Genomic DNA, 15,502 nt, shown 5'->3' with positions numbered 1-15,502 from the left:
CCGGCGGCGTTCGGGGCAAATAAATTAATTAACAACGGGCCACACGGGTGGGGAGAAGCACCCGGGATGTGGTGGGGGGGCCGTGGATTCAGCCACGGCCCCCGCTGTTGTTCAGGTGGTTAGTGCTTGTCGTTCTGATCCGGGTGGGCGAAGTTGAGGTGCTCCGGAGGCAGCGGGAAGGTCACGTCGTCGCCGAACGGCGACGGCGCGGCGGCCCGGTCGAAGGTGAGCTCGGTCAGCGGCAGCTTGCCCCGATCGTCGACCGCCGGCGCGGTCGGGTGGGGCACCTCCCGGTGCCAGTTCACGCCGCTCTGCGCCTGCGCCTCGGCCCGCGAGTCGTGGGAGCCACCCGCGTGCGAGTGCACCCCACCCCGGGCGGAGCCCGGCGTCGCCGAGCCCGGACGGGCGGTGGTCACGCTGGTCTGGGGCGTCTCGCCCCGACGGAAGATCTTGCTACCAAGCCACACAAGGGGATCGTACCTGCGGTCCACGACCCGTTCCTTCATGGGGATGATCCCGTTGTCAGTGATCTTGATGTGCTCGGGGCAGACCTCGGTGCAGCACTTGGTGATGTTGCAGAAGCCGAGGCCCTGTTCGGCCTGCGCGTACTCCTTGCGGTCGGTCCGGGCATCCAGCGGGTGCATGTCCAGCTCGGCCGCCCGGATGAAGTACCGCGGGCCGGAGAACGCCTGCTTGTTCTCGTCGTGGTCGCGGATCACGTGGCAGACCGTCTGGCACAGGAAGCACTCGATGCACTTGCGGAACTCTTGCGAGCGCTCGACGTCGACCTGCTGCATCCGGTAGTCACCCGGGGCCACGTCCGCCGGAGGGGCGAACGCCGGAGTCTCCCGTGCCTTCTCGTAGTTGAACGAGACGTCGGTGACCAGGTCCCGGATGACCGGGAAGGTGCGCAGCGGGGTGACCGTGACGGTCTCGTCGTCGCCGAAGGTCGACATCCGCGTCATGCAACCCAGCCGCGGCTTGCCGTTGATCTCGATCGAGCAGGAGCCGCACTTGCCGGCCTTGCAGTTCCACCGGCAGGCCAGGTCGGGCGCGTCGGTGGCCTGGAGGCGGTGGATGACGTCGAGGACGACCTCGCCCTCGTTCACCTCCACCATGTAGTCCTGGAGGTCACCGCCGGTCTCGTCGCCCCGCCAGATCCGGAACTGACGCTTCGCGCTCATCGGTTGTCCGCCTCTCCAGCGTCGGCAACGAGGGCGTCGAAGTCGGCGAGCTCCTCGTCGGTGAGGTACTTGGCCAGCTCGGCCCGGTCGAAGAGGCCGATCAGCTCCGGCCGCATCTTCGGCAGCGGCTTGCGGGTCAGCTGCACGGTGTCGCCGTCGAGCGCGCAGACCAGGTTGACCTGCCGCCATTTCGGCTCCATCGCCGGGTAGTCCTCCCGGGTGTGCCCGCCGCGCGACTCCTGCCGCTCCAGCGCCGCCTTCGCGGTGCACTCCGAGACCACCAGCATGTTGCGCAGGTCCAGGGCCAGGTGCCAGCCCGGGTTGTAGCGTCGGCCGCCGGCCGCGCTCACCTTGGCCACCCGCTCGCGCAGCTCGGCCAGTCGCACCAGCGCGTCGGCCAGCTCGCCTTCGCGCCGGATGATGCCGACCAGATCCCCCATCACCGCCTGGAGGTCCTGCTGCAGGGTGTACGGGCTCTCGCCGGTGTCCCGTTGCAGCGGAGCGAGCGCGGTCTCCACGGCGGCCTCGACCGCGTCCACGGCCACCTTCGGCCGGGCGGCCAGCCCGTCGGCGTAGCTGGCGGCGTGCCCACCCGCCCGCTTGCCGAAGACCAGCAGGTCGGACAGGGAGTTGCCACCGAGTCGGTTGGAGCCGTGCATGCCGCCGGAGACCTCACCGGCGGCGAACAGCCCGCGTACGTGGCCGTAGGCGGCGCCCGAATCCGGGTCCACCTCGACGCCGCCCATCACGTAGTGGCAGGTCGGCCCGACCTCCATCGGCTCGGCCGTGATGTCGACGTCGGCCAGCTCCTTGAACTGGTGGTACATCGAGGGCAGTCGGCGGCGGATCTCGTCGGCCGAGCGCCGGCTCGCGATGTCCAGGAAGACACCGCCGGCGGGGGATCCCCGACCGGCCTTGACCTCACTGTTGATGGCACGGGCCACCTCGTCACGGGGCAGCAGCTCCGGCGGACGCCGGTTGTTGTCCGGGTCGGTGTACCAGCGGTCCGCCTCCTCCTCGGTCTCCGCGTACTGCTTGCGGAAGACGTCGGGGACGTAGTCGAACATGAACCGCTTGCCTTCGGAGTTCTTCAGGACGCCACCGTCACCGCGCACCGACTCGGTGACCAGGATGCCCTTCACCGAGGGCGGCCAGACCATGCCGGTCGGGTGGAACTGGAGGAACTCCATGTTGATCAGCGTCGCCCCGGCGCGCAGCGCCAGCGCGTGCCCGTCCCCGGTGTACTCCCAGGAATTCGAGGTGACCTTGTAGGAGCGCCCGACGCCACCGGTGGCCAGCACCACCGCCGGCGCCTCGAAGAGGATGAACTCGCCCGACTCGCGGTAGTAGCCGAACGCGCCGGCCACCCGGTCACCGTCGAGCAGCAGCTCGGTGATGGTCGTCTCGGAGAACACCCTGATCCGGGCGTCGTACGAGCCGAACTCCCGCTGGTCCTCCTGCTGCAGCGAGACGATCTTCTGCTGGAGGGTGCGGATCAGCTCCAGGCCGGTCCGGTCGCCCACGTGCGCCAGGCGCGGGTACTCGTGGCCGCCGAAGTTACGCTGCGAGATCTTGCCGTCCTTGGTGCGGTCGAAGAGCGCCCCGTACGTCTCCAACTCCCAGATCCGCTGCGGCGACTCCTTCGCGTGCAGCTCGGCCATCCGGAAGTTGTTGAGGAACTTGCCGCCGCGCATGGTGTCGCGGAAGTGCACCTGCCAGTTGTCCCGGCTGTTCACATTGCCCATCGCGGCGGCCGCGCCGCCCTCGGCCATCACCGTGTGCGCCTTGCCGAACAGCGACTTGGAGATGATCGCGGTCTTCTTGCCGGCCAGCCGGGCCTCGATCGCCGCGCGCAGACCGGCGCCGCCGGCCCCGATGACGACGACGTCGTAGTGGTGTCGTTCGATGCGAGTGGTAGTGGTCATGTCAGGGGCCCTTTAGTTGATGAACCGCAGGTCGGAGAACCAGCCGGCCGCGAGCGCCATGATGTAGAAGTCGGCCAGCGCCAGGGTGCCGAGGGTGATCCAGGCGAGCTGCATGTGCCGGACGTTCAACGCCGAGACGAAGGTCCAGGCCCGGTAGCGCACCGGGTGCTTGGAGAAGTGCTTGAGCCGGCCGCCGATGATGTGCCGGCAGGAGTGGCAGGAGATTGTGTACGCCCAGAGCATCACCACGTTGACGAGCAGGATGATGTTGCCCAGCCCGAAGCCGAAGCCCTTCGGTGAGTGGAAGGCGAGGATCGCGTCCCAGGTGTTGATCAGCGAGATGATCGCGGCGGCGTAGAAGAAGTAGCGGTGCAGGTTCTGTCCGAGCAGCGGGAAACGGGTCTCCCCGCCGTACTCCTTGTGCCCGTCTGGAACGGCGCAGGCCGGCGGCGACAGCCAGAACGACCGGTAGTACGCCTTGCGGTAGTAGTAACAGGTGAGCCGGAACAGCAGCAGGAACGGCAGGGTCAGCGCGGCGTCCGGGATGATCCACCAGCCGGGCAGGAACCGGCCGAAGTGCGAGGCTTCCTCGACACACCGGTCGGTCACGCACGGCGAGTAGAACGGGGTCAGGTAGTGGAACTGGTCCACCCAGTACCACTTGTGCATGAAGACCCGGACCGTCGCGTACGCCACCCAGGCGCTGAGCCCGATCACGGTGATCAGCGGGGCGAACCACCATCGGTCGGTACGCAACGTCTTCGCCGCGATGGCGGCGCGCGCCCGCGCCCCCCTCGGCCTCGTTGCCGTTGAAGTCATTCGAGTCGTCTCCTCGACGGGCCCGTACGGGCGGGCTGGTCTCTCTCCGGTCGGCACGCGGACCGGCGAACCCGCACCCGCTGCCACGTCATGCGCACACCAACGACCACGCCGGATCGACCGACGCAGCTAAGTGACACACGTTACGCCGATCTCTGCGGGCCGTCCGCGCAAGGGAGTGTCCCGTGTGTCTGGCCTGCGGAAAAGCCGGCGATGCGCCGCGTCGCCGGACACGTCAGCCCGACGCGCCACCGGTGAAGTGCCAGGACGCCAGGCGTACCGAGGGCGCCGCCCACCAGGCACCGTCCACCCGGTCCGGTTGACGCACCGCCTCCGAGCCCAGCCCGAGCACCGCCCCCGGCCCCAGCGCCCGCGGGTACGACTCGGTGAACCGCAGGTCACGGACCGCCCGGACGACAGTGCCGTCCTCGATCAGCCAGACGCCGTTGCGGGTCAGCCCGGTGACGACCAGGCTCTTCGGATCGAGCACCCGGGTGTACCAGAGGTCGGTGACCAGCAGCCCTCGGCGTACGCCGGCCACCAACGCGGCGGTGTCCGCGTCGACGACCGCGCCTGCCGCCGCGCCGGTGGTGCTCCGGCCCGCCGCACTGACCGGCCCCGCCACCGCGCCGGTCAGCCGCAGGTTACGGGCCATCGGGCCCCAGGTAGTGCCACCCGCAACCGCGTGCCCGGTGGACTCCGCGCCCGCCTCGGCGGCGGTCCGGCGATCGTGCGCCACCGCCCGGGTGGTGCCCGCCTCGACCAGCGTCAACGCCCGTCGACCGGTGCCCTCCGCGTCGAACGGCACCCCGGACCCGCCGAGCGGGTCGTCCACCACTGTCACCGCCCGGTCGAACTGGGCCACGCCCGGCTCGGCGAACGACTGCCGCTCGGCGTACCGCTTGCCGTTGAAGCCGTAGAACGACAGGTTCTGCAGCAGGTCCGCCACGGCGGCCGGCTCGAACACCACCTCGTAGTGCCCCGGCGGCAGCTCCACCGGGTCGGCCGCCGCCTGCGCCTTCGCGGCCGCCCGCGCGCCCAGCTCGGCGCCGTCGAGGTCGGACAGCCGGTCGGCGCTGCGCCGGGCCACCCCGTCCGCGCCATCGCGGCGGGCGATGCCGTCCATCGCCGCCTCCACGGAGCGGCCGTACGCCGAGTGCCCGGCCGAGTTGGCGAACGCCGACGAGCGGTGCGCGGTGCGGCAGTAACCGGCGGTGCTGAGGCCCCCGGCGGCGGCCACGAACGCCCCCACCCGGTCGGCCCGCTGATCCGGCTCGGCGTGCGCGGTGGCCTCGTCGACGGGCGGCGCCTCCGGCACGGGCATGGGCGGGGCCAGCCCCGGCCAACCCGGGTCGGGTGGGCAGAGCCGCGCCGCCGCCAGGGTGCGCTCCACCAGGGCGGCCAACCCGTCGGAGGTCACCACGCTGCCGCCGCCGGCGGCCGTCCGACCGTCGACGTGCACCCGCAGTCGAACCCCGACGGTCGACTCCGAGACGTTCTGATGGATACCCGAGTTGGCGAACCGGGTCAGCGCCAGGTCCGCCCGCGTCACCACCGCCTCGGCCTGCGCGGCCGGCCCGCCAAGACGCCGAACCAGCTCCATAACCTGCCCCGCCAGCTCCAACTCCGTCTGCCCACTCACGCTGAGCCCTCTTTCGTTCGCGACTGCGGGGCTCGCAAACCCGGCTCACTCCTCGCGCTCACTGAGCCCTCTTTCGTTCGCGACTGCGGGGCTCGCAAACCCGGCTCACTCCTCGCGCTCACTGAGCCCCCTTTCGTTCGCGACTGCGGGGCTCGCAAACCCGGCTCACTCCTCGCGCTCACGCTGACACCCCCACCCGGACGTTGCGGAACCGGGCCGGCGCCGCCGGGTGGCCGGTGTGCCCGATCTGGCCGGGTTGGCCCTTGCCACAGTTGGGCGTGCCCCAGGAGACCGTCTCGCCGGAGAGCATGTCCATCGAGCGCCAGAACAGCGGGCCGATCCCGGTGTACGTGGGGTTGCGCAGCATCCGCCCCCGCCGCCCCTTCTTGATCTCCCAGCCGACCTCGCAGCCGAACTGGAAGTTGAGCCGCTTGTCGTCGATCGACCAGGACCGGTTGAGGTCCATCAACACGCCGTCGTCGGTGGCCGCGATGATCTCCTCCAGGGTGTGCGGGCCGGGTTCCAGGCCGACGTTTGTCATCCGCACCATCGGCAGCCGAGCCCACCCGTCGGCCCGTACGCTGCCGCCGTAGTCCAGGCTGGCCATCGCTGCGGAATCCCTACCGGCCAGCACACCCACCCAGCGACCGTCCCGGACCGCGTCCCGCTTGACCGCCGGGTAACCCTCGTCGTCGAAGCCGAAGCTGCCCAGCGCGCCCGGGATGGTCGGGTCGATGGTGATGTTCATCAGCTCCGAGCCGTAGCGCAGCGAGCCGAGCTGGGCCAGGTCCAGCCAGGACGTGCCGGCGAACGCCGCCTCCCAGCCGAGGATCCGGTCCAGTTCGATGGCGTGCCCGACCGACTCGTGGATCTGCAAGGCCAACTGCTCGCCGCCGAGAATCAGATCCGTCTCACCGGCCGGGCAGAGCGGCGCGGTGAGCAGCGCCCGGGACTCCTCGGCGATCTGCGCGGCGTGCGCGGCGAGATCCAGCGACTCCACCAACTCCCACCCGGTGGTGCCGTACTGCCCGCGGTAGCTGGGCCAGGAGCGGCGCTGCGTCTCGCCGTCGCCGATCGAGGTGGCCGAGATGCCGCCGCCGCACTCGCGGATCCGCTGGTCGATCCGGTGGCCCTCGCTGGAGACGAACCACTTCGCGGTGTCCCAGATCTGGTACAGGCCCTCGGCCAGGTCCGCGCCGTGCTCGGCCATCGTGCGGGTCGCGTCGACCAGCAGGTCGCCCTTGTCCGACAGGGGCACCCCGAGCGGGTCGATCTGGCAGCCGGAGGCCCAGCTCGCGGTGACCGCCTCGACCGGCACCAGGTCGACCGGAGGGCCCGGCACCCGTGCGCTCGCCATGGCGGTCCGGGTCGCACGCCGGCCGGCGTCGCGGGCGGCGGCGTCCGACAGATTGGGTACGGCGTGGAAGCCCCAACTCGCCCCGACCAACGCCCGGACTCCCAGCCCGACGCTCTCGTCCTGGGTCAACTCCTCCACGTCACCGTTGCGCGCGGTCATCGACTCGTAGCGGCGGTGCATCACCCGCGCGTCGGCGTACCGCGCCCCCGCGTCGAGGGCGGCCTGGACGGCGGCGCTGGCCGCGTCGAACTCGGTCATGGACCGACCCTAGGCCAGCCAACCGACACCCGTCAGGGGACGAGATCCTCCGGCCGGATGGTGGCCCGCACCGGTTCGGTCAGCTCCAACACCTCGCCGCGTTTTGTCGTTGCCCGCTCCACGTAGTGGCCGCCCTGCCGCTGGTAAAGGCGCATGGCACCCGTCCCCTGCTCCACCAGCAGATACCACTCAATGCCGGCTGCGGCGTAGTAGTGCATCTTGAGGACTTTGTCGGTGGACGCGTTGCTGGGCGAGATTATCTCGCAGACCAGGCGCACATCAGCTGACTCGATGTTGGGCTCGTCGAGATCGATTGCGTTGGTGACGACGAGGTCGGGAATCGGTATTCGACCTGGCCGGAGCCGGACGTTCACCGCCTCCAGCAGCTCAAGGTTGGCCGCCTCTGCGGCTGCCTCCAGGATGTTGCCAAGCTTGCGGGAGATTCGTTGGTGCCGTGGAGTGGGTCCTGGGGTCACGTGGAGGCTCCAGTCGAAGAGTTCGACGCGATCCTGCGTCTCGCCGAGGGCGAGGAACTCCTCTTCGGTCCACGGACCTTCGTGATCGAACACCGCCGCGGTCATGGGTCACCTCCACCTCGTGCCACGGGCATCCTCTGCTGGCTGCTCGCCCAATGATCGCACTTGACGTGCGATCAAAGCCATGAACGGGCGTGGATGGCGAGGTGACGGGGGTGCGGGGCCGATGCCGACTCGTTACGCTCGGGCCCGCTGACAGCTGCCGCCTTTGTAGCTTATTTTCGCCCTCGGGACTTTGCTGTAAGTTCTCTTCGTCACTGAGGGAGGCGGCCGTGGACAGCTCGGAACTCTCGCCGTCCGGGGACCCGGATGACCGCCCCGCCGCGCCGGCGCAGCGCTCCGACCAGGACGCCTACCTGCGGGTGCGTGACCTGCGGGTCCGGTTCGACACCGAGGACGGCACCGTGCGCGCGGTCGACGGGGTGTCGTTCGCCGTCGAGCGGGGCCGCACCCTCGGCATCGTCGGGGAGTCCGGCTCCGGCAAGAGCGTCACCTCGCTGGCGATCCTCGGCCTGCACGACCCGAAACGGACCACCATCACCGGGGAGATCTCCGTCGGTGGCCGGCAGGTGGTCGGTCTTCCAGACGAGGAGGTACGCCGGCTGCGCGGCCGGGACATGGCGATGATCTTCCAGGATCCACTGTCGGCGCTGCACCCGTACTACACGGTCGGCCGGCAGATCGCCGAGGCGTACCGGGTGCATCACCCGAAGGCCAACCGGCGCGAGGCCCGCCAGCGGGCGGTCGACATGTTGGACCGGGTCGGCATTCCGCAGCCGGCGCGTCGCTTCGACCAGTACCCGCACGAGTTTTCCGGCGGCATGCGCCAGCGGGCGATGATCGCGATGTCGCTGGTCAACGACCCGGCGCTGCTGATCGCCGACGAGCCGACCACCGCGCTGGACGTCACCGTGCAGGCGCAGATCCTGGACCTGCTCGCCGACCTCCAGGCCGAGTTCCACTCCGCGATCATTCTGATCACCCACGACCTCGGCGTGGTCGGCCAGGTCGCCGACGACGTGCTGGTCATGTACGGCGGGCGGGCCGTCGAGCGGGGCAGCGTCGAGCAGGTGCTCCGCTCGCCGCAGCATCCGTACACCTGGGGGTTGCTCTCCAGCGTGCCGTCGCTGCACGGCGACGCGGACGCGGACCTGGTGCCCATCCCCGGCAACCCGCCCAGCCTGATCAACCTGCCACCGGGCTGTGCGTTCCACCCACGCTGCCGGTACGCGGACCGTGCCGGCAGCCGCTCCCGCACCGAGGTCCCCGAGCTGCGCCCCGCCGGGGCAGATGGTCACCTGGTCGCCTGTCACCTCAGTGCCGAGGAGCGCGCCACGTTCTACGCCGAGGACATCGCACGAGTGGGGGTGGCTGTGTGAGGGCGAGGAACGCAGCGCAGCGGAGTACCGCAGTCCCGAACGGAGGACTGTGGAGATGACCGACGAACCACTGCTGCGGGTACGCGGCCTGAGCAAGCACTTCCCGGTACGCCAGGGGCTGCGCGCCACCGGTCTGGTGCGGGCGGTGGACGGGCTTGACTTCGACGTGCGCCCCGGCGAGACGCTCGGCCTGGTGGGGGAGTCAGGCTGCGGCAAGACCACCACCGGCCGGATGCTGGTGCGGCTGTTGGAGCCGACCAGCGGCAGCATCGAGTTCGACGGGCGGGACATCACCCACGCCGGCCGCCGCGAACTGCGCCCGCTGCGTCAGGAACTTCAGATCATCTTCCAGGACCCGTACGCCTCGCTGAACCCGCGGCACACCGTGGGCCGGATCGTGGCGATGCCGCTGCAGGTCAACGGGATCAAGCCGCCGGGCGGGATCAAGGCGCGGGTGCAGGAGCTGTTGGAGCTGGTCGGGCTGAACCCGGAGCACTACAACCGGTACCCGCACGAGTTCTCCGGCGGGCAGCGCCAGCGCATCGGTATCGCCCGCGCGCTGGCCCTGCGGCCGAAGCTGATCGTCGCGGACGAGCCGGTGAGCGCCCTGGACGTCTCGATCCAGGCGCAGGTCGTCAACCTGCTGCGGGACCTGCAACGGGAGCTCGGCCTGGCCTTCGTGTTCATCGCGCACGACCTGGCCGTGGTCCGGCACTTCTGCCAGCGGGTCGCGGTGATGTACCTGGGCCGGATCGTGGAGATCGGCGACCGGGCCGACATCTACGAGCGCCCGCAGCATCCGTACACCCGGGCGTTGCTCTCCGCGATCCCGGACGTCACCCAGCTCGGCCCGGCGGGTCGGATCCGGCTGACCGGTGACGTGCCCACCCCGCTGGACCCACCGTCGGGCTGCCGGTTCCGCACCCGCTGCTGGAAGGCGCAGGACATCTGCGCCACCGAGGAGCCCGCGCTGGTCCCGCGCGACGGCGGCAGCCAGGCCACCGCTTGTCACTTCCCCGGAGGGGAATCGGCCAGCACGAGCCCCGGAGGGGGAACAGCCGGCACGAGCCCAGAGAGTGGGGCGCCCGTCGGGGCGACCGACGCGGTCGTCGAGGAGGTGTCGTCGTGAGTCTCTCCCCGGTGGAGGGTGTGGCGCTGGCCGAGATCGAGTCCGGCACCGACCCGGGTGAGCCGGCCGCGAAGGGCGTTGTCGGACGCTCGCCCGGTCAGCTCGCCTGGCTGCGGTTGCGCCGCGACCGGACGGCGGTGGTCAGCGGCGTACTCCTGGTCTTCTTCATGCTGTTGGGGTTGGCCGCCCCGCTGATCGAGATGGTCTACGGGATCGGCCCGCGGGAGCAGTTCCAGAGCCTGCTGGACGGCTTCGGCATGCCGCTGGGTTACGCCGGTGGGGTCGGCGGCGGGCACTGGTTCGGGCTGGAGCCGGGGCTGGGTCGGGACATCTTCATCCGGCTGATCTACGGGCTGCGGACCTCGCTCTTCATCGCGTTCGCGGCGGCCCTGATCACCGCGACGATCGGGGTGGTGCTCGGCGCGCTCGCCGGCTACCTCGGCGGCTGGCTCGACGCGGTGATCAACTGGATCACCGACCTGACCCTGGCGATGCCCTTCCTGATCATCGCACTGGCGCTCATGCCCACCGTCACGCTGCGCTTCTACGGTGAGCGGGGGCAGGTGTCGTCCGCGTTCGGGGTGGGTGTGCTGATCGCCGTCTTCGCCATCTTCGGCTGGACCAGCACGGCCCGCCTGGTGCGCGGGCAGGTGATCGCACTGCGCGAACGGGAGTTCGTGGAGGCCGCCAAGGCCAGCGGCGCCGGGCTGGGGCACATCATCTTCCGGCAGCTCCTGCCGAACATCTGGGCACCGATCCTGGTGTCGTTCTCCCTGGCGGTGCCGCAGTTCATCACCAGCGAGGCGGCGCTGTCGTTCATCGGCGTCGGCCTCAGCGACGAGACGCCGAGCTTCGGCCGGATGATCTACCGCAGTCTGGACTTCCTCCAGACCGACCCGGCGTACGTGTTCTTCCCGGGCATCACGATCTTCGCGCTGGTGTTCGCCTTCAACCTCTTCGGCGACGCGTTGCGGGACGCGCTCGACCCGAAGTCGTCCCGGTAGGGGTGGACCCATGTCACGGTTCCTGATCAAGCGGCTGTTCTCCGCCACGCTGACCCTGTTCGCGGTGAGCGTGTTGACCTTCCTGATGTTCTTCGCCCTGCCGCGTGACCCGGTCAGCAGCATCTGCTCGAAGAACTGCAACCCGGAGCGGCTGGAGCGGGTCCGCGACGACCTGGGCCTGAACGACCCGCTGATCAGCCAGTACGCCGGTTACATGAAGGGCATCGTCACCGGACGGGACCTGGGCAGCGCCCAGGGCGGCAGGTGCGACGCGCCCTGCCTGGGCTGGTCGTACGTCACCAACGAGGCCGTCTCGGACACCATCGCCCGGGTGTTGCCGGTGACGCTGAGCATCGTGATCCCGGCGGCCATCCTCTGGTTGCTGCTCGGCGTGGGGCTCGGCATGGTGTCCGCGCTGCGTCGGGGCACCTGGCTGGACCGGCTGGCGATCGGCTTCTCGCTGACCGGCGCGTCGTTGCAGCTCTACTTCGTCGGTGCGGTGCTGCTGCTGGTGTTCGTCTACAACCTGCGGTGGCTGCCGGTGCCCAGCTACACCCTCCTCTTCGACAACCCGGCGAAGTGGGCCAGCGGGCTGGTGCTCGCCTGGGTGGCGCTGGCCTTCCTCTTCTCGGCCATCTACGCCCGGCTGTCCCGGGCGCAGATGTTGGAGACGCTGTCCGAGGACTTCGTCCGGACCGCGCGGGCCAAGGGCCTGGCCAAACCCATTGTGTACGGGCGACACGCGCTGCGCGCGGCGATCACTCCGGTGGTGACGATCGCCGGGCTGGACGTGGGTGGGGCGCTGGGCGGGACGGTGATCACCGAGACGACGTTCGGCATCCAGGGGTTGGGGCGTACCGCGGTGGACGCGGTGCGCTCGGGTGACCTGCCCACCATCATGGCCACCGTGCTGATCGCGGCCGTCTTCGTGGTGCTGGCGAACGTGCTGGTGGACCTGCTCTACGCGGCCATCGACCCCCGGGTGCGGCTGCGCTGAGCCGTTCGCCGTCCCGCGCGTGGCTGCTGGCGGAATTTATCGACAACTGTTACACAACTCGTAGGTTTTCTTCCTTACGATCCTCGGGACGTCGGCGGTTCTCGCCCCGACGAAACCGCACGGCACATGGGTGAAGGGGGTACTTCATGAGACCACGCGTGGTGGCTGCCGCAGGCGGCGCGATCGCTCTGGTGGTGGCATTGGGTGCGTGCTCGAAGAACACGGGCGAGGGCACCACGGTGAACACCGAGCGGCAGCAGACCGGGGTCATCGCGACCGACCCCAAGGACTCGCAGGGTCCGGCGGCCGAGGTGAGCGGGGCGCAGAAGGGCGGCACCTTCACCGTCATCCGGGAGTCGCCGATCTCCCACCTCGACCCGCAGCGGACGTACTCGTTCGCCGGTCTGATGGCCAACCCCCTCTGGTCCCGCTACCTGACCACCTGGAAGGACGACGGCAAGGGCGGCCTGGTCCTCGTCGGCGACCTGGCCGAGACGCCGGGCAAGAACGTCAACAACGACTGCAAGGTCTGGGAATTCACCATCAAGGACGGGGTGAAGTTCGAGGACGGCCGGCCGATCACCTCCAAGGAGATCGCGTACGGCATCGCCCGGTCCTTCGACCCGGACCTCTCCGGTGGCCCGACCTACCTCCAGGAGTGGCTGGCCGACACCCCGCAGTTCGACACCAAGTGGGACTTCAAGAAGAACAAGACGTCGCTGCCGCCGGGCCTGAGCACGCCGGACGCCAAGACGCTGCGCTTCGAGTTCGCCAAACCCCGCTGTGACCTGCCGTTCGCCGTCTCGCTGCCGACCACCGCGCCGCTGCCCGCCGACAAGGACACCGGCATCGACGTGGACAAGCAGCCGTTCTCGTCCGGCCCGTACAAGGTCGCCAAGAACCAGGTCGGCGTGCAGATCACCCTGGACCGCAACCCCAACTGGGACCCGAACACCGACCCGGTCCGGCACCAGTACCCGGACCAGTTCGTGTGGACCTTCGGCCCGACCGCGGACGCCGCCAACAACCGGGTGATCGCCGACAACGGCGCCGACCAGAGCGCCCTCGCCTTCAACACCGTGCCCGCCTCGCTGGTCGCCAAGGTCGCCGGGGACGCCGCGCTCAAGTCGCGGACGATCCTCTCCCCGACCCCGAGCGCCAACCAGCTCGTCATCAACAACCAGCGGGTCACCGACCTGAAGGTCCGTCAGGCGCTCAACTACGCCATCGACCGCGAGGGCATGATCAAGGCGCTCGGTGGTCAGACCGTCGCCGCGCCGCTGACCACGCTGATGCCGCCGGCCACCATCGGTTACAAGGCGTACGAGGCCTACCCGGCTGGCCCCAACGGCAACGTCGACAAGGCCAAGGAGCTGCTCGGCGGCAAGACGCCGGAGTTGGTCCTCGGTGTCGCCGACAACTCCACCGAGCAGCAGCAGGGCGCTCAGCTCAAGGCCAACCTGGAGCGCGCCGGCTTCAAGATCACGCTGCGGAACATCTCGGACGACGCGAAGCTCGACGAGATCAAGAAGAAGGACAACCCCTGGGACCTGTACATCGGTAACTGGGCGGCGGACTGGCCGAGCGGGGCCTCGATCCTGCCGGTGCTCTACGACGGTCGCACCATCAAGGCCGAGGGCAACAGCAACCAGTCCTACTTCAACGACCCGACGATCAATGCCGAGATGGACCGGATCTCGGCGCTGCCCGCCGCCGAGCAGGGCCCCGAGTGGGCCAAGCTCGACGAGCGGATCATGAAGGAGCACGCGCCCGTGGTGCCGCTCTACGTCGACGTGGCCTACAACGTGCACGGGTCCAAGGCGGGCGGGATCTTCATCTCCAGCGTCTTCGGCTACCCGTCGTTCGTGAACGCGCACGTCATGCCGTAAGGCACACCGCAGACCAGAAGGGTCCCCTCTCGACAACGCCGTCGGGAGGGGACCCTTCTGTTCCTGGCGATCGGCTGCGACCTGCGGTTTGTAACCTTGCGGGTACGTACCCGAACGGTTACATTGACGTCATGGACGCCGTGTTGCACGCGCTGGCAGACGAGAGCCGGCGCACGGTTCTCGATATCCTCCGCGATCATCCGGCGAGTGCGGGAGAGCTGGCCGAGGCTCTCCCGATCGCTCGCCCGGGCGTGTCCCGGCATCTCCGCGTGCTGCGGGAAGCCGGGCTGGTCGACGTACGCCAGGACGCGCAACGCCGGATCTACACACTCCGCCCGGAGGCGCTCGTCGAGGTCGACGAGTGGCTTGGGGAGTACCGCCGGCTCTGGGAGAACAGGCTCGACGCTCTTCATACCGAGATCGCACGAGGAAAGAAGGCGCGACGATGACCACGACCGCCACGATGCGAACGCTCGACGAGACCCGCGGAGCAGTCCGGGTCGAGTCCCTTTACGACACGGACATCGGCGACCTCTGGCAGTCGTGCACGACGCCGGAGCGGCTGGCCCGCTGGATGGCCCGGGTCGACGGCGACCTGCGGGTCGGCGGCACGATCCAGGCCGTCTTCACGAGCAGCTGGACCGGTCCGGCACGCATCGAGGTGTGCGATGCGCCCCACCACCTGCTGCTGACGACGAAGCCGGGTACGGACGACGAGGGGCAGATCGAGGCGTGGTTGACCAAGGAGGGCTCCAAGACCCGGCTGGTGGTCGAGGAGCGCGGCCTGCCGATCAGGAATCTCCCGTTCCACGCCTCCGGGTGGCGGGTCCACTTAGAGGATCTCGGTCGGTCGCTGGAGATCGACGGCCCGGTCCATCCGGAGGGCTGGAACTCCGATGCCGGAGCGCCCGGCTGGAAGCAACGCTGGGAAGAGCTCACGCCGGCGTACCAGCAGATGGGAATCAGCTGATGTCGGACCAGATCAGGCTCAGCCTGACGACGGTCAATGCGCCCGACGCGATCGCGCTCGCACGGTTCTACGCCGAGATCACCGGCGGGGTCGCGAAGGGTGACGAGTGCTGGGCGCTCGTCGAGGGGCCGAACGGTGACATCGGGTTCCAGCAGATCGACGACTACCGGCCACCTACCTGGCCGGATGGCGAGGTGGGGATGCAGATGCACCTCGAGTTCTTCGTCGACGACCTGGAGGCGACCGGAGCGCGTGTGCTGGCGGCCGGCGCTACCCGATTCGCGCATCAGCCCAACGCGGACCACTGCTTCGTGTACGCCGACCCGGCCGGGCATCCGTTCTGCCTGTCCACGTGGGGGGTCCCGAGAGTCGGTGACTGATTCAGCTCGTTCGGGCATCTGTTCCGGCGCGAC

Annotated in this window: 14 protein-coding genes; 8 read left to right on the top strand and 6 right to left on the bottom strand. The window is 69.5% G+C overall.

Annotated elements, in window-relative coordinates; genetic code table 11:
• Positions 1-119: 119 nt before the first annotated feature.
• The 6 genes from ABZU52_RS03320 to ABZU52_RS03295 all read right to left on the bottom strand — a co-directional run bounded on the left by ABZU52_RS03320 (position 120) and on the right by ABZU52_RS03295 (position 7,766).
• A complete protein-coding gene (locus ABZU52_RS03320) occupies positions 120-1,184 on the bottom strand; it encodes a succinate dehydrogenase/fumarate reductase iron-sulfur subunit (RefSeq protein WP_354969463.1) in 1,065 nt (354 codons plus the stop codon).
• The gene (locus tag ABZU52_RS03315; protein ID WP_354969462.1) at positions 1,181-3,109 is read right to left on the bottom strand and encodes a fumarate reductase/succinate dehydrogenase flavoprotein subunit; all 1,929 of its coding nucleotides are present in this window, start codon (positions 3,107-3,109) and stop codon (positions 1,181-1,183) included. The genes ABZU52_RS03320 and ABZU52_RS03315 overlap by 4 nt, the downstream gene beginning before the upstream one ends.
• A gap of 12 nt (positions 3,110-3,121) precedes the next feature.
• Positions 3,122-3,928 (bottom strand): hypothetical protein, encoded by an 807-nt coding sequence (locus tag ABZU52_RS03310; protein ID WP_354969461.1) that lies wholly within the window; start codon positions 3,926-3,928, stop codon positions 3,122-3,124.
• A 235-nt stretch (positions 3,929-4,163) separates the two neighbouring features.
• Complete coding sequence (locus ABZU52_RS03305; RefSeq protein WP_354969502.1) at positions 4,164-5,531, bottom strand: metallopeptidase TldD-related protein; 1,368 nt, start codon at positions 5,529-5,531, stop codon at positions 4,164-4,166.
• A 217-nt stretch (positions 5,532-5,748) separates the two neighbouring features.
• Positions 5,749-7,185 (bottom strand): TldD/PmbA family protein, encoded by a 1,437-nt coding sequence (locus ABZU52_RS03300; protein WP_354969460.1) that lies wholly within the window; start codon positions 7,183-7,185, stop codon positions 5,749-5,751.
• Between the two features lie 32 nt (positions 7,186-7,217).
• On the bottom strand, positions 7,218-7,766 hold the full coding sequence (locus tag ABZU52_RS03295) for a Uma2 family endonuclease (protein WP_350858118.1): 549 nt from the start codon (positions 7,764-7,766) through the stop codon (positions 7,218-7,220).
• Positions 7,767-7,993: 227 nt separating this feature from the next.
• Here ABZU52_RS03295 and ABZU52_RS03290 point away from each other — a divergent pair, with 227 nt between their 5' ends.
• The 8 genes from ABZU52_RS03290 (at position 7,994) to ABZU52_RS03255 (ending at position 15,469) form a co-directional block, all read left to right on the top strand.
• On the top strand, positions 7,994-9,100 hold the full coding sequence (locus ABZU52_RS03290) for an ABC transporter ATP-binding protein (RefSeq protein WP_354969459.1): 1,107 nt from the start codon (positions 7,994-7,996) through the stop codon (positions 9,098-9,100).
• A gap of 55 nt (positions 9,101-9,155) precedes the next feature.
• Positions 9,156-10,229, top strand: coding sequence for a dipeptide ABC transporter ATP-binding protein (locus ABZU52_RS03285; RefSeq protein ID WP_354969458.1), 1,074 nt, complete (start codon positions 9,156-9,158; stop codon positions 10,227-10,229).
• Positions 10,226-11,233: an ABC transporter permease gene (locus tag ABZU52_RS03280; RefSeq protein ID WP_354969457.1), complete on the top strand. Its 1,008-nt coding sequence runs from the start codon at positions 10,226-10,228 to the stop codon at positions 11,231-11,233. Before ABZU52_RS03285 ends, ABZU52_RS03280 begins: the two co-directional genes overlap by 4 nt.
• Before the next feature lie 10 nt (positions 11,234-11,243).
• The gene (locus tag ABZU52_RS03275; protein ID WP_354969456.1) at positions 11,244-12,230 is read left to right on the top strand and encodes an ABC transporter permease; all 987 of its coding nucleotides are present in this window, start codon (positions 11,244-11,246) and stop codon (positions 12,228-12,230) included.
• A 146-nt stretch (positions 12,231-12,376) separates the two neighbouring features.
• Positions 12,377-14,119, top strand: coding sequence for an ABC transporter substrate-binding protein (locus ABZU52_RS03270; protein ID WP_354969455.1), 1,743 nt, complete (start codon positions 12,377-12,379; stop codon positions 14,117-14,119).
• Positions 14,120-14,250: 131 nt separating this feature from the next.
• Positions 14,251-14,568, top strand: a complete 318-nt coding sequence (locus ABZU52_RS03265; RefSeq protein WP_112619359.1) for a metalloregulator ArsR/SmtB family transcription factor — start codon at positions 14,251-14,253, stop codon at positions 14,566-14,568.
• Positions 14,565-15,089 (top strand): SRPBCC family protein, encoded by a 525-nt coding sequence (locus ABZU52_RS03260; RefSeq protein WP_354969454.1) that lies wholly within the window; start codon positions 14,565-14,567, stop codon positions 15,087-15,089. Before ABZU52_RS03265 ends, ABZU52_RS03260 begins: the two co-directional genes overlap by 4 nt.
• Positions 15,089-15,469 (top strand): VOC family protein, encoded by a 381-nt coding sequence (locus ABZU52_RS03255; RefSeq protein ID WP_354969453.1) that lies wholly within the window; start codon positions 15,089-15,091, stop codon positions 15,467-15,469. Before ABZU52_RS03260 ends, ABZU52_RS03255 begins: the two co-directional genes overlap by 1 nt.
• Positions 15,470-15,502 lie beyond the last annotated feature (33 nt).

The organism is Micromonospora sp. NPDC005220 (assembly GCF_040607895.1).
Taxonomy (GTDB): domain Bacteria; phylum Actinomycetota; class Actinomycetes; order Mycobacteriales; family Micromonosporaceae; genus Micromonospora.
The sequence above is the reverse complement of the archived record's forward strand: the minus strand, read 5'-3'. Positions and strand labels throughout refer to the sequence as shown.

Bases quoted from the DNA above. Each gene is read 5' to 3' on its own strand.
- ABZU52_RS03320 (WP_354969463.1), bottom strand. From the start codon at position 1,184: ATGAGCGCGAAGCGTCAGTTCCGGATCTGGCGGGGCGACGAGACCGGC.
- ABZU52_RS03305 (WP_354969502.1), bottom strand. From the start codon at position 5,531: ATGGAGCTGGTTCGGCGTCTTGGCGGGCCGGCCGCGCAGGCCGAGGCG.
- ABZU52_RS03260 (WP_354969454.1), top strand. From the start codon at position 14,565: ATGACCACGACCGCCACGATGCGAACGCTCGACGAGACCCGCGGAGCA.
- ABZU52_RS03275 (WP_354969456.1), top strand. From the start codon at position 11,244: ATGTCACGGTTCCTGATCAAGCGGCTGTTCTCCGCCACGCTGACCCTG.
- ABZU52_RS03285 (WP_354969458.1), top strand. From the start codon at position 9,156: ATGACCGACGAACCACTGCTGCGGGTACGCGGCCTGAGCAAGCACTTC.
- ABZU52_RS03315 (WP_354969462.1), bottom strand. From the start codon at position 3,109: ATGACCACTACCACTCGCATCGAACGACACCACTACGACGTCGTCGTC.
- ABZU52_RS03270 (WP_354969455.1), top strand. From the start codon at position 12,377: ATGAGACCACGCGTGGTGGCTGCCGCAGGCGGCGCGATCGCTCTGGTG.
- ABZU52_RS03300 (WP_354969460.1), bottom strand. From the start codon at position 7,185: ATGACCGAGTTCGACGCGGCCAGCGCCGCCGTCCAGGCCGCCCTCGAC.
- ABZU52_RS03295 (WP_350858118.1), bottom strand. From the start codon at position 7,766: ATGACCGCGGCGGTGTTCGATCACGAAGGTCCGTGGACCGAAGAGGAG.
- ABZU52_RS03255 (WP_354969453.1), top strand. From the start codon at position 15,089: ATGTCGGACCAGATCAGGCTCAGCCTGACGACGGTCAATGCGCCCGAC.
- ABZU52_RS03265 (WP_112619359.1), top strand. From the start codon at position 14,251: ATGGACGCCGTGTTGCACGCGCTGGCAGACGAGAGCCGGCGCACGGTT.
- ABZU52_RS03310 (WP_354969461.1), bottom strand. From the start codon at position 3,928: ATGACTTCAACGGCAACGAGGCCGAGGGGGGCGCGGGCGCGCGCCGCC.